The following is a 21,677-nucleotide window of genomic DNA, read 5'->3' as shown; positions in this document are numbered from 1 at the left end:
CTTGGTCGGGAGAGGTGCTGACTCTACCAGCTGGCCTCTCAACTACCAATTGCACTTATTATCTGAAACCGCGTTATATTAGAAATTTCAAACCAAAAGTAAATTGACGACACTGAGTTTAAATTATGTGAAGTAATTCCAGCCTACATAACTGACTTGAATAGAATAGGTTGTGCTAATATTTTCTTTTTTAACGAGAAAACCAATGAAATATTTAACGTTTGTTATTTTTATTCTTGCTGCGAGCGGCTGTGCCAATAATTCACATATTAAAGAGTCAAACACCGCCATTTCATACAGCCCATATTTCAAGATTAATATTCCAACCCAGAAATTAGATAGTGCGATATTTTTTCAATCCGACTCTGTGTCAGTGAGGTTTGCAAATGGCAGCGTTTTATCTGGCTTAATAATAGACCAATATGTCGAAAAATTACCGCCTAGCTTTAATCTTTCTGAATACCCTGAATATTTATTGGGATTAAAATCTACAGAAGAATTAACGGAACCTTATGCAAGTCTTTTCTCAAACTCATGGGAAGAAACCAAAAGAACACTTAAAAATCCTGAAATAAATAAAACTGAAACAAGCGACTATGTTATTTACACAGCTTGTGGAGAAGAGTCCTACATATCCTTCTTGGTTAATAAAGACGAAACCGATCATATTTTGATGTTATCTGGATCAGGTTTTAACAAAAACGACTATAAAGAACTATTAAAAGGTTTTTAATATGTTAAATAAATCAGAGAAAGAAGATCTTTACAAACTCATTGTTGCCATAATTGGAGAAGACACAACCATAAAAATCTATAAGAATAACTTCAATGAAAGAACTGTGGATATAGTAGAAGAAATGTTATCTACGGATTCCAAATGCAACGCCAATATAAAAGAGCTTCTAACAGATCTATCAAAAGGTGGTAGTATTGTTACTAAAGGATGGCTTAAGAAGCTTCTAAAAACCAGCAACAAAAAACTTAAAAACATTGAGCTCAAAGGATATGGCTGTTTAGTTTCGGTAAAATCCAGATGGAAATCAGCAATTATTAACAGCGCTTTATAAATAAAAAAATGCGAGACTAAAAATACTTTTTTGAACCATGTAAGGTATCCGCTTGAGGCCTACCCAACATTGGGCCTTTTAATTTTAACTCTTCAACCGCTTGACGGACTTTTAATTGAGTGAATTCATCTTGCTCTAAAAACCAACTAGCATATTCTTCGGTTTGTATAATTTCCCAGCTCATGAATCTTCTCCGTAATCCTCATCAGCGTGGGGATTACCGGTATATTCCCATCCCATATCTTCGAAGGTATGCTCGATTTCATAATAGTAAGTTTCCGGTGTATTCCTCACGTTTGGCTGACCATTGACGATTGAAAAAGCATGTTGTGGTTTAGGACAACCTGGTGTAAAACCTATTTTTGCAAGGTCTGCCAGAACCCGCTTTCGTCTCATTTTCGCGATAACAATATGCTCACCATCAGTAAGATACCCATCTGGGTTATCACTGATTTCTTGTTCACTCATGAAGTACTGATTTTCGGCCAATAAAGCTTGGTCAAAATCATCTATTTTTTCAAATTTAATTTTATATTTTTCATCAATAGTGAAAAGTACGCCACTACTCATAAATATTTCTCTTACATTTTTACTGGCGGTAGAATAGCGTTGGTTTTATATAAGGTGAATACCAAATTTTGATTCTAATTGTCTTTATAGCGATGAGCATTATAAAAATAGACTTAAATCACACCAAAAATCTACCAATCCAAATAATTGGGAAAATAAATCAGAAACTAAAGTGTTAAGCATCTCTCCAAAAGGAGAACTTTTCGAATTTATACCAATCAATTTGCTGAAATTTGGCTTTTGCACTGTGTATAACTCATCCACCATTTATCAAAGTCGTTTAAAAAGTAGGTTTTTCTAAACCCTACTTCCAACCAGTTTCAGCTGTTTACAAACACCTCTGTAACGTTAATGTGCTATTTAAAAATTAGCATCAACCAAAAAATCTTTAATCCTAAAAATTTACGAACAAAAATGTCGCCGTAATACTTCGGCCAAATGCACAGGTTTATTGCGCGAATAATTTTTGATTTGTTGTCGACACGAGAATCCATTAGCAACCACCCATTGCTCTGGATTTGTATCTAAGGCGGGAATTAAACTTTGCCGCGCCATTTTTTCGCTCAGTTCTTGATGTTCCGATTCCAAACCAAAAGTACCTGCCATTCCGCAGCAACTGGAATCAATATTCGTAAATGTTTGCTGATCTAAAAGCTTTAACACGCGGCGCACAGATTTCATGGCGCCCGTAGCTTTTTGATGACAATGCCCGTGAACAAAATAGTCACCGGCCAAATTATTACCTTGCAAACGAAAGCGTTTGGCTTTAATTTCGCGAAAAATAAATTCTTCTAATAAAAAGGTTTTTTCGGCTACGGTTTTTATTTTTTGTTTAATATCAGCATCAGAAAATAACGCCAAGGCATCGTCACGTAAACCTAATACGCAAGATGCTTCTAACCCAATAACAGAGATACCCGCATTCACTTTTTCGTACAAAGTATCAACCAATGCAAGAGCCTTTGTTTGAGCCTCGTTAATCATGCCTTGCGCTAGGTAAGTTCTACCGCAACATAAATTCTCATGTTTTGCAGCATTGACCAAACTGACTTTATAGCCCGCCTGCGATAAAACAGTTACAGCGTCTAAAACAATATTAGGTTCAAAGTTTTTACAAAAAGTATCAACAAATAAACAGACTTCAGTCACAACTGGCTCGACAGTTTTTATTGAATAACTGGACAATAAAATTTCTAAAGGTGAATCACTGCTTGAAACTGGTTCGGGTAAATTTATTTTGTGAGAAATACCCACTAGCTTCTCAGCCCAGAGAGCAATGAATTTCGATGAATTACGAAGCCGAACGGCCGAATTTAACCAGCGAGAAGAACTCATTAAATCAGGAATTTTCGCGAATACTTTAGAGCGAAAAGACATTTTTTTAAGTTGATTTCTTTGTGCTAAAAATTCCGATTTAATCAACGCCATATCGACGTTATTTTCGCATTCGCGCTTACAACCTTTACAACTTACACAAAGCTCTAAAGCGTTTTGTAAGTCAATCTCTAAAAATTGAGCGTTATTTTCATCTAAATTATTCAATGCGTGCTTTAAAAGCTGTACCCGCCCACCGGTTGATAAATTTTTATTACCGGTAACACGAAAGCTCGGGCACATTACCTGTTTGTCGTGTTCCTCACATTGTCGGCTATTAATACATACTGCAACAGCCTTAGCATAATCGCCGCCGTTTTTAGGAATATCCGCGTAGGCATCGCCCATTCCCGCGTCTTTGTATGCCGACCAATCCAGAAAAGTTTTTAACATAAAACAACCTACATTAAACGCGAGGCTTCACTACCTGAACCTCGCCATCAAGGTTGGTAATTTTCGCCTCTAGTAACTGACCTTGGTCGTCGTAGGAATATTCGTGCCGTAACTCAACCTCACCGTAGACCTTTTTAACCACCTGCAGCAAAAGACCGGAATCATTAAAGCTTGCCACAAAATAGGTATTTCGATTCTCGATACTTTCACTTTCAATGGGTGAAACCAACTTTAATGGCAGTCGAACACCGGAATAACTCAGAAAATACTTCTCTTCACACACTTCGCTCACAACCTGCTCCTAAGGGCTAATGCTAATAATCAAGAGCCCTCAGAAAGCTTTGTACCAAAAATGAAGAGTCTTAAAGATAATTGAAAAGAATTTGATTTTTATCAGAACATATCACCAACATGTTACTCAGCAGTCAGTATTAGCGACGCATCTGGCAACAACAGTACTTTCAAAATAAGGGGCTGAAGTAGCTAAGAGTAGCCATAAAGGCTACTCTTAGCTCATGTACATAAGAAAAATCCGGTTAACGCCTAGGCAATAAAGTAGACTTATTGAATATTTTGTCGTGGGTCGGCGGCTGAAATACTTGGAATACAACCCAATACAGCCATTCGCGTTTTTATGCGATTGAGACAGCTGATAGCCAATAAATTGCCGAGATACGATTTATCCGGTAAAGTCGAAATCGATGGAAGCCATTTTGGAGGAGTACGTAAAGGCAATAGAGGTCGAGGCGTAAAAGGTAAAATAACAGTTTTTAGCCTATTAAAAATAGGGCGAAAGGTTTTTTCCGTTATTATCCCCAATGCCAAAACTGAAACACTGTTGCCTATTATCAATGAGAAAGTTGCACCTGATAGCTTTATCTACACCGATACATTTAAATCTTACAACGCTTTGGATGTGAGTGATTTTCATCATCAGCGGATTAATCATTCGAAATTATTTGCTGATAATACAAATCACATTAATGAAATCGAGAATTTTTTGGAATCAGGCTAGACGCCGTTTACGAAAGTTTAATGGAATTAAACAAGATGATTTTTATTGATTTCTTAAAGAGAGCGAATGGCGCCTCAATGGAGGAGATCACCAAACGCTACTAAAACAGCTAAAATGCTGGTATAAAACTACAAAATACTAGTTCTTAGCTACTTCAGACCTTTAAATAAAGTAACGGCATTATATAATGCTTATTTTTTTAGTTTTTCTAACAAAGCGTCTTTTATATTCACCGATGGAGGCAACTCATCCAAAATACTAAGCATATGTTTATAAGCTTCTAATTGAACTTGAGGTACATCATAATCTTTGTACCCATCTTCGCCATGAAATCGTATGATCACTTTATCAAATTGCGTAATCAGTGGATTGATTTTAAGATAATAATCTTGATAGTTTATCAATGTTTCGTCCCAGATTAGACCACGCTTGGGTTTACTCCTTAAAAATAGAAGGTCAGGTGAATGCCAAGATTGATCCCCAGCTATAATTTCAAAAGATTTAACCAGTAAATCATTGTCCCCACCATACCCCACTTTTAATCTTGGTACATAGTTATTACCTAACACACTCAAAGAGAGATCAATACCCCCATAAGAAGGCCTGTACTTTTCAGCTGAAATTCCATCTTCGCTGGTCTTAAAAAACAATGATTCATCTGCTTCTATGCTATATGTGCCGGATTTTCTTTCTCGTATACTTGTTTTAACAAGAAGATCTGCCAACTCAGTGTTCTCACCAAACAATTCATACGTATGTCTAATCTTATTCAAATGCTCTTGCACTAACCTATTACCATCGCTGAGGACATAGACTTCATACCCTGATTGAATCTCCACAGCTATCAGCATTATTTTAGAGCCTTTAACAAGTGGCTCAGGTTTAAATGCTTTTATATCAACGTAACGTTCCATGGGGATAATACTTGATAAGGAGTATTTATCTCTTTTACTTGCGCTCTCTAGAAAATAGTAGTTTTGGCCGTTTTCTAATACAACCAAATGAAATTTATTCCCGAATTTATCTATGGTGGTTGGACTTTGCGACGAAAAATAGCCTTTAGCTTCTGAATACTGTTCATAGGGTAATTTTTTAGAACATTTCTTAATAGATGCTTTGGTACAAAATCCGTCAAAACCATATTCCTTTGTAAACTCTCTATCACTATATATTACAAATTGCTCTTTACCTTCAGGTTCATAGATTTCAGAGGCTAAAGATGTATTTCCTCCTGAAGCTAAAAAAACAGCAAGTAATGTCGAGTTCAATTTGCCAATCCGAGTCTTCATTAGGAACTTTTTCTCGAAATCCCATTTAATGAATAAATTATTTACATCTAGTTTCATTAGTCAAATCTTCTTCTAAAATATTATTAAAATAAAATACCTGTTAAAATCAAAAAAATGCCCCGCTTTTCCCTAAAACATTTTTAAAAACATCAAATTCAAAACTTCATAACATACCCCAAAAGCATCCAGTTAATATCGAATATAATTGACGTGTATTTAATCACCAATGTTACTCTGTAACCATAACTCCATTAATTACCATGGTATTGGTGCAGCCTACTCAACAATTATCTCGGACTAAATACTCTTCAATTTTTCTCAGAGACTAAAGCCATCATTACAAATTGTCCCTAATTACACGACCTCAGAACAATTTTTATACGACCAACAAATAATATTAAACCTAACCTTTTTGAAATTCCGCATAAACTTCTATATTCACTTGGTCACTTACAAAATCTTTGTATTTATCCATACCAAAATCGGAGCGATTAAACTGACCAACGGCACTTACGCCGATTGTGTATTTTCCGGTGAGCCAATTATTTGCACCGCCATTGAAGGTAACGATGAATTGAACCGGATTGGTGTAACCTCGCCAATTTAATTGGCCGTTAAATTGATATTTTTGGCTGGATGCTTCGGAGCTAGTAATTTTCTGGATACTTTTACTGGTAAATTCCGCTTGTGGGTATTCGTTCGAATTTAACCAACCCTTACCGGCAAGTTGTTCTTCAAAATTGGTGTTGTTGACATCAAGAGATGTTATATCAATTAATGCGTGCAGCTGCGTAGATTCAATATTATTCGGATCAAAATCCAGAGCAACAGAAAACCTATCAAAGCTACCAACAAAATCCGATAAGCCCAAATGCTTAACTTTAAACAGTAGTGTGGCGTGGTCTGGGTCCAGCTCGTAGGCTCCGGGTTTGAGCTGCGTAACATTTTGTTCAACTTTGGGCACCAACCAACTCACACACCCTTGTAAAAATACAGAAATGGTTATTATAAAAGTGATAAGCAAAAGTTTTGTCTTTTTCGGGTTATAATTTATCAACATTGAATACGTCTCTTTTTTATGTTTTTGTTGCCTGGGGTTAAACCGCTTTAATTAACTAGCCTCAACCGGCAATACTATTTTTAAAGAAGCTCTTTTTAAAGAAGCCCTGATGATCTCGTCCATGTTTTAATCGGAAGTTCTTAACGTTACGCTAACTAGTACCTTAATCAGATGAAAATATTTACATGAAACCATCAAACACAAAATCTCTAGAAAGTTTGTATCAACGCCTGGCCGATGAAGAAGACGCGAGAGTTTGCAAAGATATTCCCGAGTCGGCCTGTAGGGTGGTTCCGGGTAATTTTTTCAGAATATTGATCGCTCAGTTTCTTAATTCTATCGCCGATACGCTCTCTAGCGCTAAGCTTATCTTACCTTGGCTTATGGCGAGTGCTGGGGTGCCTGCGTTTTTCAGTGGTTTGTTGGTTCCCATTCGTGAATCGGGCTCTTTATTACCTCAATTAATATTTGCAGGCTATATTCGCAACTTTGCAAAACGAAAATGGTTTTTCGCTTTCGGTGCCGCTGCGCAAGGGATTGGCGCCTTGTGTTTGGCTTGGGTGGCGTTTTCTCTGGACGGATTTAGTGCCGGTCTTGCCATCGTCAGTTTACTGGTTGTTATTAGCCTCGCGCGCGGCATCTGCTCGGTAGCGTCTAAAGATGTTCTGGGTAAAACCATTCCCAAAACCCGTCGCGGATTGGTGTCTGGTTACAGTTCTAGCAGTGCCGGATTTATTACGCTTATTTTGGGTATTGCGCTCTATTTAAACTGGACGCAGCAATTAAATAACTACGCGATTTTATTGTTTATAGCTGCAGTTCTTTATCTTCTTGCCGGTATTTTTTACGGCACAATCGACGAGCAAGAAGGCGAAACCGATGGCGGCGCTAATGCCTTTAGTTCGGCAATGAAAAGCGCGAGCTTATTAAAAACCGACAAAAATTTCAGGCGCTTTGTTATTACGCGCGCATTAATGATGAGCTCGGGTTTAAGTGCACCGTTTTTTATTACCTTGGCACACAGCAGCATGGCCGAAGCCAGTCAATCGGCTTTGGGTTTATTTATTTTGGTGGGCGGTTTGGCGAGCTTATTAAGCGCCGTGGTTTGGGGTAAGTTTGCCGATCGCTCCAGCCGAAAAGTCATGCTCACCACCGCCGGGCTTACGGCGTTATTTTGCACTGGTGCTTGTGTGGTTTCTCTAATGGCCGAAACACCCAGTTTTTACATCATGTTAGTTTTGTACTTTTTATTAGCCATCACTCACGAAGGCGTGCGTTTAGGTCGCAAAACCTATGTTATTGATCTCGCCGGTGGCAATCGCCGAACCGATTACGTTGCCGTTAGCAATACTGCAATCGGAGTTTTACTGCTGGTTTGGGGATTAATTAGCGCGGCCATCGCGCAATTATCGATAAGTTTGGTATTGGGTTTATTTGCCGCTTCGGCAATTCTGGCGGTATTTATGAGCCTAAAATTGCCGGAAGCTCAAGATTAAAATTAGGCACCGTCAAGTTTAAACGGCAAAACCTCAGCAATATTGCTAACGCCCAGTTTTAACATCAACATGCGATCAACACCCATGGCAATGCCCGAACATTCCGGTAAGCCATGTTCAAGGGCCGCGAGAATACGTTCATCGTAATTTAACGCGCGCGCACCTATGTTTTGGCGCTGAATTAAATCGGCTTCAAAGCGTTCGCGTTGTTCTTTAGCATCGGTTAATTCCCAATAGCCGTTACCCATTTCAATGCCATCGCAATAGAGCTCAAACCGTTTTGCGACCTTCTCGCCGTGTTCATTGTGGGCTTTTTTTGCCAAGGCGCCTTGCGATTCTGGGTAGTCGTAAATAAATACCCAATGGCGCAAATTAGGCTCAATTAGGTGCGTAAATAATATGTCCAGCCATAGGTCTTTATGATCGCTTTCGAAAGAACAATCGATATGTTGTCGGGCGAGGTGTTCTATTTGTTTTGCGGTTGCCGTGTGCGGATTAATAGCGAGCGTTTCTAAAAATATATCTCGATAACTGACTTTACGCAGAGGCACATTTTTTACCTGCGAAAGAACCAGTTCGCTCACTTCTTCCATTAAATCCTGATCGGTAAATCCCTCTCGATACCACTCCAGCATGGTGAATTCTGGGCTGTGTTTGCGTCCACGTTCGTTATCTCTAAACACTTTTCCCAGATAATAAATATCACCGCTACCAGCGGCTAATAATCGCTTCATAAAGTATTCGGGCGACGTTTGTAAATAGGCGTTGCCGTCGTTACAAATCACCTGCACCGATTCGATATTGGGATCGCTGACGGTCGTCGATGACAATACCGGTACATCAACTTCCAATACGTTTTTATCAGCAAAAAACCGTCGTAACTGCGCAAGAAATTCTGCACGCTCACGCAAAGAGGCAATGGATGCGCTTGGTCGCCAGTCGGACATTTTTGTACTCATTTTTCAAAAAGATATGTTCTGTAAAAACAAAAAAACCAAGCATAAGCTTGGTTTTTTTGATCATTGAAATCAGCTGATTTATTCTGCTTTTTCAAGGAAATGTCGTTCAATATTCATTGAACGAATGCACCGGATGCTTATTTAGCGCCAGTAGCACGACCTAGGTATTCCCCAGTACGCGTATCAACACGCACGATTTCACCAATCGACATAAATAAAGGTACCTTGATTACCGCACCGGTAACAAGAGTCGCAGGCTTAGTACCACCGGTGGCGGTATCGCCTTTGATACCTGGATCGGTTTCAACAATTTCTAGCTCTACGTGGTTAGGCGGGGTAACCGCAAGAGGTGAACCGTTGTACAAGGTTACGGTACAAAGGTCTTGCTCTTTTAACCATTTAATAGAATCACCTACGGTTTTCTCGTCAGCGGCGTGCTGCTCGAAGCTGGCAGGGTTCATGAAATGCCAAAACTCACCATCGGAGTATAGGTATTCCATCTCTTGATCGACAACATCTGCCGAATCCAATGAGTCTCCAGACTTGAAGGTTTTTTCTAGAACACGGCCAGTTGCCAAGTTACGTAATTTAACGCGGTTGAATGCTTGGCCTTTACCGGGTTTAACAAATTCGTTTTCTAGAATGGAACATGGGTCTCCGTCTAGCATTACCTTCATGCCGCCGCGAAACTCATTGGTGGAATAGCTTGCCATAAAATCCTCGAATCAAACTGACTGAACTAATAATCAACTGACACAGCCAGTATCCCGAGAATGTGACCCACTTTCACAAAAAGTCATTAATTTACAAACATTTTGCTACGAAAGTCAGTAGAATCACCGGCCCGTTAAAACTGGAACTGCGTTTGGTTTACAAAAAGTGCACATAATACCTCAGCTCGACCTTTCTGGGCAGACCGAAGACTGGCAAAGTGAATTCAATCATCTAATTACCAGCGGCCAGCAGCTCTTAGAGGCTGTTGGACTCGGCTGCGACACAGCACTTTTAGAACAAGCGGCCCAGGCCGAGAAATTATTTCCGGTGCGGGCACCTTGGCCTTTGGTGCGAAAAATCAAACCGGGCGATGCAAACGACCCTATTTTAAAGCAATTGTTGGCCAGTGGTCCTGAGCTTTTAGACGTTGCCGGTTATGTTGCCGATCCTTTGGAAGAGACCGCCGCAACCCAAACTCCGGGATTGATCCACAAATATCACGGCAGAGTGCTACTAACCTTTGCCAGCCAATGCGTCACTAATTGCCGCTACTGTTTTCGCCGACATTTTGATTACGAAAGTAATCGGCTCAACCAGCAGAAACTTCGACAGATTAGCGAATATCTCGCAAGTGATACTTCGATTAAAGAGATCATCCTAAGTGGAGGTGATCCGTTAAGTGTCGGTAATGGTCAGTTTCAGCGCTTTTTTGACGCTTTAGAAAAAGTTGAACACATAGATAAAGTAAGGATTCACACACGCGTTCCGGCTGTAATTCCGGCAAGAATCGACAAGGAATTCGTCAATATACTCGCCAGGAGTAAACACAAAATTGTGGTAGTGGTTCACGTTAATCACGCACAGGAGCTTGATGAGCACTTTGATTTTGCTATGCAACAACTGCGACAACAGGGTGTGACCTTGTTAAATCAAAGCGTTCTATTAAAAGGAGTCAATGACTCTGCCGACGCACTAATAAACTTAAGTGAGCGCTTATTTACGGCGGGAGTATTACCTTATTACCTGCACCTATTAGATCAGGTGAGCGGCGCTGCTCATTTTTACGTATCACAGAAATTGGCTACAAATCTGCATAAGCAGATGCAGTCGAAATTACCAGGATATCTAGTACCGCGCTTGGTTAGAGAGATTGCTCAAGAAAAATCCAAAACTTGGATACTTTGATAAGACTAAAACAAGCCCAACACACTATTTGCTGAATTTTAATCAATTCCGCAAAACCCAAACACGTTCTAGCCTTGTGGAATATGGCCACCCTGCTAGTGAGTGTAATAGAAATATCAAAAGCATTGTGGCATCTTTGTTTAGGTAAGACTTAAGTAGGTTTTACCTAAATTAAAAATATTGAAGAACCTAAAGCACCTTTGATTAACTGCATAATGATTTAGTCAGAGAACAGAAATTGACGGGGAGTTTCCAATTTCTTTGCAATTTCAATAACTTAACGTTATTGAAATTGGCGACACACCCTTGTGCTTTAGTGGTTGGCGACTCTGAGTTAGTTGGAGTTTGGTTAACTTGAGCTCTATGTATAACGATTTCGTGAAATCCAACATCTAATTGATAAAATAAAGAAAATAACGTCGATCGGTTTGGTAAATCCAACCAGCGAAAGCAAGCAACTAGAGACTAAAATAACTATAGAGATCGAAGAAACTCACACAAGAGATGCAATCCCATAAAGCAGCGTTGGCTATAACAACGTTAGTCACTACGTATTTTGCATCTGAGAGTGATAACTACTAATTACGACTGATTCTTATTGAGTGATTTATGCTTTTTGGTCGCGCGTCATCCAAACTGACTACCTGCAACTACGTTAAAGCCCTTCAGCTGCCCGAAGCAAACGAAACCAAGTTTAGCTTTTGCGCATCCGCTAAGCCTGCTCGCGTGAAAATTTGGATTGATGAGCTGCCGGTCACGAATGCTGCGAACACCAGTGCCTTGTTGTACAAAGCCTTGCCAGAGTTTGCCAAAGTCCAGATGACCCCAGCAACCCGCGCGGAGCTATTGGAATATGTGCGTCAACCTATTGTTAACTGCAACGAAACCATTTTAACGCCACTGGCGCAGTCTCCGCTTAATCTGTCGGAGACTCAAAAGAAAGCCGTGGTTATTGCTCAGGCACTACAAAAATACATGGTCATAGCCTATTGCCGCTGCGCCATTGATTTAAGTCTTGAAAAGAAGCCCAACCCCGCAGTACTAGCGAGCTATCTGCATCGCGCCATGACGGGCCTGTGCGCATTGATGAAAAGTAACTATCAGTTCTACACGCCGGTGCCATCAGAGCTTTGGGCCATGACCAATGCCCTGTTTCGCATAGCCATGAACGCGCAAGTTAAAGATATCAATGTTGTTGATCCCATAAATCACAAGGCTTCCGGCACAGTCGCTCACGCTTACGGCGCCACCTTGGCGCTGGCCTGCGCAAATCCATTCCAGTTACGCCCGGTTGAAATTAATCAGGTCTACAACATTCTTTTGGAATGGTCTAAGTTCATCGATATTCATGTCCACCAAGACGGTGAAAAATCGTTATTTTCGGTACTGAGCTGTTCAGACCAAGAACCGGATTACAGCTCAACCTTTGACCCACAAAACCTCAGCGACGACGGTTTGACCATTGATTTTTCAAACCTGATCAACTTACTGAATAAGAGCGATGACGCCGAGTTCTCGACCCAGCGCAACCGAACCCTTACTCTACGCACAAGCCTGAAAGACCACCTCAGCCACTGTTGGGGACAGCGCATTCAACGCCTGCAACAGCGGGAAGAATGCGATAAGAATATTGAGGTCTGCTTGGGCATTTCTCGTATTCATAGCCTGCTGTTAAACGGCGCCAGTTTTGATTCGTTTATCTATGGATCGAACGACGAAGCCGATGTCTATTCAACCAGCTGGGTCGATAATCAAGATAAGGGCAATCGCTTTGAGACGCCCGATCTTTATCTTATGGAAATGACCAATACCGGCGATAACGGTTTTCAGCTCAGATGTAATGATTCAATCCCGCCCAATCTACAAGCGGGCGAACTGATTGCGTACCGAGAGCCCGGCAAGCGGAATTGGCACGTAGGTGCAGTGCGCTGGGTTAGACGTAGCGATAAAAGCGGTGTGCAGTTTGGTGTACAGACCTTAGCCGAAAAAGTAGAAGCTCTTGGAGCCTGTACCGTCACCGACAACGGTAACGAATCCGACTTTATGCGCGTGTTAATGGTTAGAAACTCACTGACCGATGGCACGGAAAGTCTCGTTATACCGCATCTGCCATTCAGTGAGCGCTACCCAATAACTTTGGCTAAACGCGGCCAGCAACGCAAAGTACAGCTCGGTCAAATGGTTATGGCCACTGGCGCCTTTAGTCAATTCTTCTTTCGAGAACTTAAATAGCGACAAATTCTGTTGAATCTTCAGACAAATCTCTCAAATAAACACCGAATGTAGGGTTTTATGAGAGATTTCCTTTAAAAGCAGTTCACGGTCTCTACACTTTTGCCTAAAATAAACTTTCAAATGGAAAAAGTTGTAAAAACACCACCCTTTATACTTAATTTTCGTCATAACTTATTGTGCAATGACACCTTTTCGAGATCGCTCAAGGATAGCTTGTCTCAGTAGTTGATCAAACCTCGTCAAATAAGCACAAAAATGACAAGTTTTGTTAAATCTTGCTACGCATTTATTAGGTTTGAATCAATAAATCTATTAGGATTAAGACTTTACCGATACAGCTTAAAGCAAAACTCAAAGAGCAGTTGTCTTAGCAAAACGGCCGTTAGGATTCTGCCATCGCAGGTCAACGCATATGTAAGCACACTCTCTTTTTTGGTCTGCTTAATACCGTCGTAAAACACGACTTAAAATTAAACCCACGAATCTGACTCTGGGTTTACATTTACTCAAACTGCGCTACAAGATTTATATGAGCCGAAGCGATACCATAAAACTGTTAATACTGAACGATTCTCGATCTGAAGTTGAGCGTCTTGCCAGCATGTTAAGAAACTCAGGTGTCAGTGTTCGAGCTCAACACGCTGAATCCCAAGAAGCATTGTCTAAGTTGTTGCAAGAACAATCGTGGGATCTGCTTATCGGTCACGACCAAACTGCCAACCTTCCTCTGGTCAATGCAATCAAAGAAATTCGTAAACTCAATCTCGATCTTCCTGTCATTGCTGTTACCGAAGAAGAAGGATCAAAACCGGTAGTAGAAGGAATTAGAGCGGGTTGCCGGGACGTGATCTTACTCGACGACGACCAGCATTTACTGTTGATTATCGAGCGTGAAGTTGCCAACCGTAATCACCGCCAATCCCAACGCCAGGCAGAGCGCAAGCGCCGCGAAGCAGAACAACGCGCCATGCGACTTTTAGATAGCTCACGCGATGCCATCGCCTATGTGCAAGACGGTATGTTCTTATACTGCAACGAGACTTTTGCCGAAATACTGGGTTACGAAGATAAAGATGACCTGGAGGCTATGCCGTTTATCGATGTCATTGCCGACGCCGACCAAACGCTTTGCAAAGAAGTTTTGAAAAAATTCAACTTCAAAGGTCAGCAAGCTCAGGCACAAAAAATCACCCTGAACATGCCCGGCCTTCAAGGCAATTCTCAACCTGTTGAGATCGAAGTTAGCCAGGCCACCTTTGAAAACGAAGCCTGCATTAATTTTCACGCGCCCTATCAAGCGCTTAAAAGTCTAATGACCGCAACCGCTCCGGCAGCAAGCACAGCAGCGGCTGCAGGTCCTTCGGCGGAAGAAGTTGCCGCGGAAAAAGCCAAGGACAACGCCGCCAAACTGCGCGACAGCACTACCGGCTTGTACAATCGTAATGCTCTTTATCAGCAAATAGAAAAAGCCTTAGATGGCTCCGCCGACCATCAATCAACCCATGCACTGTTGTTAATTCACATCGCCGACTTCAATCAACGCATTATTAATGTTTTAGGCTATCGCCAAGCCGATATGGCCATGCGCGAAATTTCCAACAACATACGTACTTGGTTGAATGGCAAAGAATTCTTCGCGCGCTTTAACGACTCAACCTTTGCGGTCTTGCTGCCAAATTGCTCAGCAACACCCGCGCAAGAACGCGCCGGTAAATTGGTTGAGCAGGTTAATGAGCACGTATTTGAGGTTAAAAGTAAGACCATTCTAGTGAGATTGCAGATTGGTGTCAGTTTGATTACCGAAACCAGCCAAAATAGCGACCAATGTATTGAACGAGCACGCATGGCCATGGAAGCGTTGCGTAATGAAGACATTGATAACGACGGCGGTTACAAACTGTATGAAGAAAAAGAGAAATCGTCTGTTGGCGACGCAACCATGGCGGCCAAGCTTTCTCAGGCTGTAGAAAACGACAACATTTATTTGCTGTATCAACCCATTATTGGCCTTCGCGGCTCGGAAGAAGAACAGTACGAAGTGTTGGCGCGCATCAGAGACGAAGACGGCCACGAACTGGCCAATACCGATGTTTTCAAAGAGGTCTCCGATCCTGATGTATTGAACAAGTTTGATCGTTGGGTGGTGTTAGAGGCCGCTAAGCAATTGTCAAAACACCGTCAAAAAGGCAACAACACGCGTTTAGTCGTTAACCTTAGCCAAGCGATTTTTGAAGATACCAACATTTCATCTTGGTTAAAAATTGCACTCAAAGCCGCCGAGCTACCACCAGACGCAATTATTTTCCAATTGCGCGAGGTCGATGTCACCACGCACATTTCCAAAGCCAAGCTGTTTACCGAATCGGTTGCGGCTAATGGCACTCCTATTTCGCTCACCAACTTTGGCTGTGTGTTAAATCCGTTGAATACGCTCAAACATGTTCACGCCGATTATATTAAGTTGGATCGCTCCTATACTCAGGAGCTGCAAGAGAATCCTGAATCAACAAGCCTAACCAACTTAGTACGTGAGCTGCACAGTGTGAAAAAGATTACCATCGTGCCGTTTATTGAAAATGCCTCGGCGCTTTCTAAGCTTTGGCAGGCCGGAGTGCACTACATTCAGGGCCACTATCTGCAAGAACCTCACGCCATGATGAACTACGACTTTAACGCTGATCCTAATTAACGTAATGACTCAGCCAGTAAAGTGCTTAATACCATCCTTCACAAAATCTAAGTCGCGATGCCAATAAACGTGATACCAATAAAAAAAGGGCGATTAATTCGCCCTTTTTTACGTCTTCAAATTTCGCTTCGCAAAGACTAATCACGATAACCAATCAAATACAGGATCGCGTCCAAGCCGAGCGTTGAAATCGACTGCTTAGCTTTCTCGCGCACAATGGGTTTGGCTCTAAATGCCACCCCCAAACCGGCTGCCGATAACATAGGAATATCATTAGCCCCATCGCCAACAGCAATCACTTGCTCAGGCAGAATTCCTTCTTGTTGAGCGATCTGGCGCAACAAGAACTCTTTGCGCTCGCCGTTAACCACTTCGCCCACCACACGACCGGTAACCTTGCCATTTTCAATTTCAAGTTCGTTGGCGTAAACGTAATCGAAGCCCATTTTTTGCTGAAGATAACGTGCAAAATAGTTAAAACCACCAGAGAGAATCGCGGTTTTGTAGCCCATCTTCTTCAGGGTACTAACCAGTCTTTCTGCGCCTTCGGTAATGGGTAAGTTTGCAGCGATTTCCGCTAAAACGGATTCATCAAGACCCTTTAAGGTACCCAGGCGATTGGCAAAGCTTTCGTTGAAATCCAGCTCGCCACGCATTGCAGCTTCGGTGATTGCGGCAACCTGCTCACCAACACCGGCGGCTTTTGCGAGCTCGTCAATGACCTCAACCTTGATTAGGGTTGAGTCCATATCAAAACACACAAGCTTGCGGGTACGGCGATAAATATCTTCGGCTTGCACGGCAATATCAATCGCTTGTTCACTGGCCAACGACAACAAATCTGAACGCAGCGTTGCTAGATCACTGACATCGCCAGAGGCAAGGATTTCAAGGGATTCAAAAGCGTCCGCAGCAGGCTCCTGCAACGAAATACGTCCGCTTAAACGCTGCATGTTTTCGACGCTGAGATTATGACCTTGCAGAACAACACACACTTGGCTCAGTTGCTGTGCGGTGATTTCGCTGGCCAAAACGGTAACGACAAACTTAGGACGGCCCGCTTCGGCAACCCAGTTTTCGTAGTCGGCAGAAGCCAGTTCACTGGTGTTCACGGCGATACTCATTCCTAGACAGGTCTTCACCAGCGAATCTAGGTTTTTCGAATCGTCGTGCAAAGCAACAATGGCCAGTTGCAGCTGGTCGAGGGTCACCGAATGATCGACATCCAATATCTTCGAGGTAAGGTTAGCCATTTCTGCAAGAATTTTTGGCAAAGCGGAGGGATTGTCTTTTCCGACAAAAGAAAACAAACGTAAAGCAGACACGGCAGCCTCTTAACTTGGAGTGATTAAACGGGGTTGGGGCGCTGAGTTTTCGCAGTTGACAGAAATACTGAGCAATAAAACCGAGCGCTATTATAGCTTCTCAATGGGATTACTCTACAATACCCCTAAAGTAACCGGTGTTTAGACGTTCGTGCATGCAAGCTTTTCTGTCCAATTCATTTGCTAATATTTTACATCACTCCAGGCTTCACAACTTGCGGGTCGCCGCCGTTGCGACCGTGTTAGGAATTCTTATTGGATCGGCCATTTGCTATCTGCTTTTATTTCAATCTGTAACCTCAGAGCGTAGCCAATCGGCTCAAGACGTCACCAATGAAATCGCTTCATTAGCCGCCAAAGAAAGCTCCGGGCCACTGTTTAATAACGACCTCTTAAGTCTTAGAGTCACGCTTGCAAAAATCGCCGAATTAAAATCCATTCACGGAATTACCGTTCACGATGTGGAGAATCGCCTGTTAACTCAAGTGGGCGATGTCGAACCTCATCCACAATCGATTATTGCCACCACTGAAATCACCCAAAACAGCAATATTGCGGGCTACTTATCGGTATACGCTCTACCCATTAAATCCACTCAGCACCTCAATATTTGGATGGCGGTATTTTTGTGTTTGGTGTGCGTACCCTTGGTAATTATTCTCATCAAACAGGCACCGTCAGACTTTTTAGAGGTTTTAACCTACGATCCAAAATCCGAAGTTGAAGCCATTCTTGATGACGATTCCGAAGAGTATATCGAGCCGCAAAAACAGCTCAGCAACCAACACGCCGTGGCCCTGTCATTAAAATCTGCCGAACTCGATACCCTTGCCAGCGTATTGAGCGAAACCAGTTACCAAGCCATGGTTGAGAATCTGTGCGAACAAATCGACTCGGTGGCAAAGCTCTATAATGCCGATGTGCTGTATTACGGCTCGTCGTTGCCGTCGCTGCTGTTTTGTCATGCGAGCCTCGAAGACAACAGCTTTTCGGCACTGTGTTGCGGACAATTGTTACTGTCCTTAGCCTTTCGCCACCAGAGCGAGCTGAACCTGCGCGCACAAGTCGATTATGCTTTTAAAAGTCCTGTGCTTGCCGACACTGTATCGAGAACTCGCGACCAAAACCCCGGTGGTTACTTATTTGTGAACCAGAATCTTTTGCCAGTACTCGACGGCAAGGTGCATTTTAAAGACAGCGAAAATTATTGGCGTGAAGCCGATGATTTTGATGCAGGCTTACAAAAACTGCTTGATAACCAACTCGATCAGCTTTTAATAGCACGCAACAAAAAAACCGCACCCGAGCCGCAAGCCACTACCGAAGAAACGTCTTAAAATTTACAGATTTCTCATCCATTCAAGTTGCAATACAACTTAACCAAAATACGCCTCGAAATAAGTCACGCTTATCGACCGTAAATTCAAACAATCTGAGTGCTTAATCAGAGCGTTTGATGATTTATTTTTGAATCATTTTTAGTCACACAACTGACACACTCTATTCACGTTAGTGTCACGATCCGGTTCTATTCTCCGTCAATTAACGAATGACCGAGCAGAACATGATCGATATAGAAAGAGCCGCCAACAACCAAATTCCGATGTTTGCCCAGCAACCCGAGATTTTGAAAAAGCCTGCTTTATCGCTGCTTCGCAAGCTCACCCACGAACAAGAGGTCAATCAATTTCTGCTCAGCCATAAAGAGCTGGGGGCGATTGATTTTATCGACCAAGTCTTTGACTATTTCAACATTACCTACCGAGTTTCTGCGAGAGATCGACGTAACATTCCGGCTCAAGGACGAGCACTGATTATCGCCAATCACCCAATCGGCTCCATGGATGGCTTGGCCATTTTAAGCTTAATATTAGAAGTGCGCCGCGATGTGAAAATTGTCGCCGATGATTTTTTAGCGGGAATCGAGAACATCGCCTCTTACGTAATAATCTCGAACAATCAAAAAGAGTCTTCAGTACAAATCAAAAAAGCGCTGGAACAAGATCAAGCGGTGATTTTATTCCCTGCTCATCGCGTGTCTAAATCAAGACCCGGTGTTAAAGATTCTCGTTGGAAACCGTCGCTATTGAATTACGCTCGCACTGCCGAAGCGCCCATTCTGCCGGTGTTTATGCAAGCTAAAAATTCGCTGCTCTTAACGTCGGCCCAGCTGTTGTTAAAACCTTTGGCAGAAATTTTAGTTACGCGCAAAATTTACGATAAGCGCCCAAGTGTTATTGAATTTCGTATCGGTGAAGCTATCGATAGCCATGCGCTGCACAGCCCACAGCTTAACGACCGAGCGCTTCTCACTCGGTTGCGTAAACATCTGTACAAGTTAAAGCGTGATTACAAGCCGCAATTTGAAACCGTAAAAACCATCGCTCATCCCGAAGATCGCAGCGATCTAAAAGCCGAGTTGAAAAAAGCGCTGTTATTAGGCGAAACCCGCGATCAGAACTCGATTTTCTTAGCCAACTACGAACAACAAGCCTTAATGCGTGAAATTGGTCGGTTACGGGAATTCACCTTTCGCAAAGTGGGCGAAGGCACGGGTTCGCGCAGAGATCTCGATAAATTCGACTGCGACTACGATCATTTGATTCTGTGGAATCACGATCAGCTCGAAATTGCTGGCAGTTACCGAATTGGTAACACCAAAGAAATTACCGAACACAAAGGCAGCAAAGGCTTATACACATCCTCGTTGTTTGAATTTAGTGAGCACTTTGAAAAATTACTGTCGCAATCCATGGAATTAGGACGCAGCTTTGTGCACCCAAAATATTGGGGTAAAAATAGCTTAGATTACTTGTGGCAAGGCATTGGCGCTTACATTCGCCACAACCCAGACATTCGCTACGTATTTGGCCCGGTTACCATGAGCGCCACCTATACTAAGGAATTAACCGAAGAATTGGTGTTTTATTACGAGCACTATTACGGCAGCGAACAAGTTTTGGCGACGGGGAAAATGCCTTTTATTATTCGCCCTGCAACCAAAACTCAGTTGCTTGAAAAATACCAAGGCCACGACAAAGAATCTGGCATTAAATTACTTCAGCAGGCTTTTAGCGACCAAAACTGCAAAATGCCAGTGCTGTTTCGACAATACGCCTCTTTGTACGAAGACGGCGGCTTTAAGCTGCTAGCGTTTAATGTGGACCCAGATTTCTCTGATTGCATTGATGGCTTGTTTATCGCCGATCTACACACGCTAAAAGAAGCGAAACGCAAACGCTATATCGGTTAACACAATCCCTCCTCAAAGACTTCAACGAGTAATCGTTTGGAGTCTTTTTGCCTCGCTAAATATCTCGTCTTAAATACCCTACTTTGTACACTTCTTAGATTTCTACCAGCACCCCAGTGAATATAGGAACTTCTGATTAATTTCCTATAATGATCTCAAGGGCTAGGCTTTAGCGTACACAGGCAAGCACTTCTCTATTTGAGGTCATGCAAGCAAGGATTTTTTCATGAAAACACGATTATCACGCTTTTTATTCACCGCACTGCTGGCAGCATTACTCTGTAGCTGTACCAACGTTCCTGAAAACGTTGTTCCGGTTAAAAACTTTAACGTCGATCGATATCTCGGAAAATGGTACGAAATCGCCCGACTTGATCATCCTTTCGAGCGAGGCTCAGAAAAGATCAACGCCCAATACAGTCTTCGCGACGACGGCGGCATTAATGTCACCAATCGCGGTTTTAATGTTAAAGATCAAGAGTGGGACGAAGCCCTAGGCAGAGCCTATTTTGTTAAAGACACCAACATAGGCTTTTTAAAAGTATCTTTTTTCGGGCCTTTTTACAGTTCGTATATCATTGCGTATTTAGACGATGACTACCAAACCGCGTTGATTTCTGGGCCGAAAAAAAACTATTTTTGGATTCTATCGAGAACACCCAATATCGATGATGCAAAACTAAAATCACTTATCAGCCGCGGTAAAGAATTGGGATTTAAAACAGACGAGTTGATTTTCGTTCGCCACGAATTATAAAAGCGTAGAAGTTGAAGTACAGAAACGAAGTGAAAACTCTGATCAACCTAGAATCTGCTAAGACGCAGCATGTATCGCTAATTTCAAGAGCTGTGAGTGATTGAGCGTGTGAAAAAATTAGAAACTTCAATTTTGGCACTGCGATTAATTCAAGGATAAGTTAATCAGAAGCTCCTACAAAAAACCCAAGTACTCACGCACTTGGGTTTTTAAATAAACAATAGGAAACTCTGATTAACCTAGAGTTTCTCGCGACACAAGGATGTGTCGCCAATTTCAAGAACGGTAAGTGATTG

18 protein-coding genes and 1 pseudogene are annotated in these 21,677 nt (G+C 42.2%); 10 read left to right on the top strand and 9 right to left on the bottom strand.

The window, feature by feature from the left end; all coding sequences use genetic code 11:
• The first annotated feature begins 205 nt into the window (after positions 1-205).
• Positions 206-733, top strand: a complete 528-nt coding sequence (locus tag ACYQ2C_RS17840; RefSeq protein ID WP_460104504.1) for a hypothetical protein — start codon at positions 206-208, stop codon at positions 731-733.
• 1 nt (position 734) lies between these two features.
• Positions 735-1,067, top strand: a complete 333-nt coding sequence (locus tag ACYQ2C_RS17835; protein WP_460104503.1) for a hypothetical protein — start codon at positions 735-737, stop codon at positions 1,065-1,067.
• Between the two features lie 16 nt (positions 1,068-1,083).
• Here the strand turns inward: ACYQ2C_RS17835 and ACYQ2C_RS17830 are convergent, their stop codons facing one another.
• The 4 genes from ACYQ2C_RS17830 to ACYQ2C_RS17815 all read right to left on the bottom strand — a co-directional run bounded on the left by ACYQ2C_RS17830 (position 1,084) and on the right by ACYQ2C_RS17815 (position 3,696).
• The gene (locus ACYQ2C_RS17830) at positions 1,084-1,251 is read right to left on the bottom strand and encodes a hypothetical protein (protein ID WP_460104502.1); all 168 of its coding nucleotides are present in this window, start codon (positions 1,249-1,251) and stop codon (positions 1,084-1,086) included.
• A complete protein-coding gene (locus ACYQ2C_RS17825; protein WP_460104500.1) occupies positions 1,248-1,637 on the bottom strand; it encodes a hypothetical protein in 390 nt (129 codons plus the stop codon). Before ACYQ2C_RS17825 ends, ACYQ2C_RS17830 begins: the two co-directional genes overlap by 4 nt.
• A gap of 402 nt (positions 1,638-2,039) precedes the next feature.
• Positions 2,040-3,404, bottom strand: coding sequence for a (Fe-S)-binding protein (locus tag ACYQ2C_RS17820; RefSeq protein ID WP_460104499.1), 1,365 nt, complete (start codon positions 3,402-3,404; stop codon positions 2,040-2,042).
• A 13-nt stretch (positions 3,405-3,417) separates the two neighbouring features.
• Positions 3,418-3,696: a DUF6156 family protein gene (locus tag ACYQ2C_RS17815; RefSeq protein ID WP_460052642.1), complete on the bottom strand. Its 279-nt coding sequence runs from the start codon at positions 3,694-3,696 to the stop codon at positions 3,418-3,420.
• Between the two features lie 271 nt (positions 3,697-3,967).
• Here ACYQ2C_RS17815 and ACYQ2C_RS17810 point away from each other — a divergent pair.
• Positions 3,968-4,561, top strand: a pseudogene (locus ACYQ2C_RS17810) (IS1595 family transposase).
• A 49-nt stretch (positions 4,562-4,610) separates the two neighbouring features.
• Here the strand turns inward: ACYQ2C_RS17810 and ACYQ2C_RS17805 are convergent.
• Together ACYQ2C_RS17805 and ACYQ2C_RS17800 are read right to left on the bottom strand one after the other, a co-directional pair.
• Entirely contained in the window at positions 4,611-5,765 is a 1,155-nt protein-coding gene (locus ACYQ2C_RS17805; protein WP_460104496.1) for a hypothetical protein, read from the bottom strand.
• A gap of 346 nt (positions 5,766-6,111) precedes the next feature.
• A complete protein-coding gene (locus ACYQ2C_RS17800; RefSeq protein ID WP_460104495.1) occupies positions 6,112-6,672 on the bottom strand; it encodes a YceI family protein in 561 nt (186 codons plus the stop codon).
• Between the two features lie 281 nt (positions 6,673-6,953).
• Here ACYQ2C_RS17800 and ACYQ2C_RS17795 point away from each other — a divergent pair, with 281 nt between their 5' ends.
• Positions 6,954-8,264 carry an MFS transporter gene (locus tag ACYQ2C_RS17795; RefSeq protein WP_460104494.1) on the top strand — a complete coding sequence of 437 codons (1,311 nt, stop codon included), beginning with the start codon at positions 6,954-6,956 and terminating at the stop codon, positions 8,262-8,264.
• Positions 8,265-8,266: 2 nt separating this feature from the next.
• Here the strand turns inward: ACYQ2C_RS17795 and epmA are convergent, their stop codons facing one another.
• Both epmA and efp read right to left on the bottom strand, forming a co-directional pair.
• Positions 8,267-9,211, bottom strand: coding sequence for an EF-P lysine aminoacylase EpmA (gene epmA, locus ACYQ2C_RS17790; protein ID WP_460104493.1), 945 nt, complete (start codon positions 9,209-9,211; stop codon positions 8,267-8,269).
• A gap of 149 nt (positions 9,212-9,360) precedes the next feature.
• Positions 9,361-9,936 carry an elongation factor P gene (gene efp / locus ACYQ2C_RS17785; RefSeq protein ID WP_460104492.1) on the bottom strand — a complete coding sequence of 192 codons (576 nt, stop codon included), beginning with the start codon at positions 9,934-9,936 and terminating at the stop codon, positions 9,361-9,363.
• A gap of 166 nt (positions 9,937-10,102) precedes the next feature.
• Here efp and epmB point away from each other — a divergent pair, with 166 nt between their 5' ends.
• From epmB to ACYQ2C_RS17770, 3 genes are all read left to right on the top strand, one after another.
• A complete protein-coding gene (gene epmB / locus ACYQ2C_RS17780) occupies positions 10,103-11,122 on the top strand; it encodes an EF-P beta-lysylation protein EpmB (RefSeq protein WP_460104491.1) in 1,020 nt (339 codons plus the stop codon).
• Positions 11,123-11,731: 609 nt separating this feature from the next.
• Positions 11,732-13,354, top strand: coding sequence for a hypothetical protein (locus ACYQ2C_RS17775; RefSeq protein ID WP_460052625.1), 1,623 nt, complete (start codon positions 11,732-11,734; stop codon positions 13,352-13,354).
• Positions 13,355-13,886: 532 nt separating this feature from the next.
• On the top strand, positions 13,887-16,046 hold the full coding sequence (locus ACYQ2C_RS17770; protein WP_460104489.1) for an EAL domain-containing protein: 2,160 nt from the start codon (positions 13,887-13,889) through the stop codon (positions 16,044-16,046).
• 137 nt (positions 16,047-16,183) lie between these two features.
• Here ACYQ2C_RS17770 and serB read toward each other — a convergent pair whose 3' ends face one another.
• Complete coding sequence (gene serB / locus ACYQ2C_RS17765; protein WP_460104488.1) at positions 16,184-17,371, bottom strand: phosphoserine phosphatase SerB; 1,188 nt, start codon at positions 17,369-17,371, stop codon at positions 16,184-16,186.
• 155 nt (positions 17,372-17,526) lie between these two features.
• Here serB and ACYQ2C_RS17760 point away from each other — a divergent pair, with 155 nt between their 5' ends.
• The 3 genes from ACYQ2C_RS17760 (at position 17,527) to ACYQ2C_RS17750 (ending at position 21,381) form a co-directional block, all read left to right on the top strand.
• Complete coding sequence (locus tag ACYQ2C_RS17760) at positions 17,527-18,708, top strand: hypothetical protein (RefSeq protein ID WP_460104486.1); 1,182 nt, start codon at positions 17,527-17,529, stop codon at positions 18,706-18,708.
• Positions 18,709-18,935: 227 nt separating this feature from the next.
• Positions 18,936-20,624, top strand: a complete 1,689-nt coding sequence (gene olsF, locus ACYQ2C_RS17755) for a bifunctional ornithine lipid synthase OlsF (RefSeq protein WP_460104484.1) — start codon at positions 18,936-18,938, stop codon at positions 20,622-20,624.
• Between the two features lie 226 nt (positions 20,625-20,850).
• Positions 20,851-21,381, top strand: a complete 531-nt coding sequence (locus ACYQ2C_RS17750) for a lipocalin family protein (RefSeq protein ID WP_460104482.1) — start codon at positions 20,851-20,853, stop codon at positions 21,379-21,381.
• The last annotated feature ends 296 nt before the right edge of the window (positions 21,382-21,677 follow it).

The organism is Sessilibacter sp. MAH3 (assembly GCF_054658275.1).
This window is presented reverse-complemented; position numbering and strand designations above follow the sequence as displayed.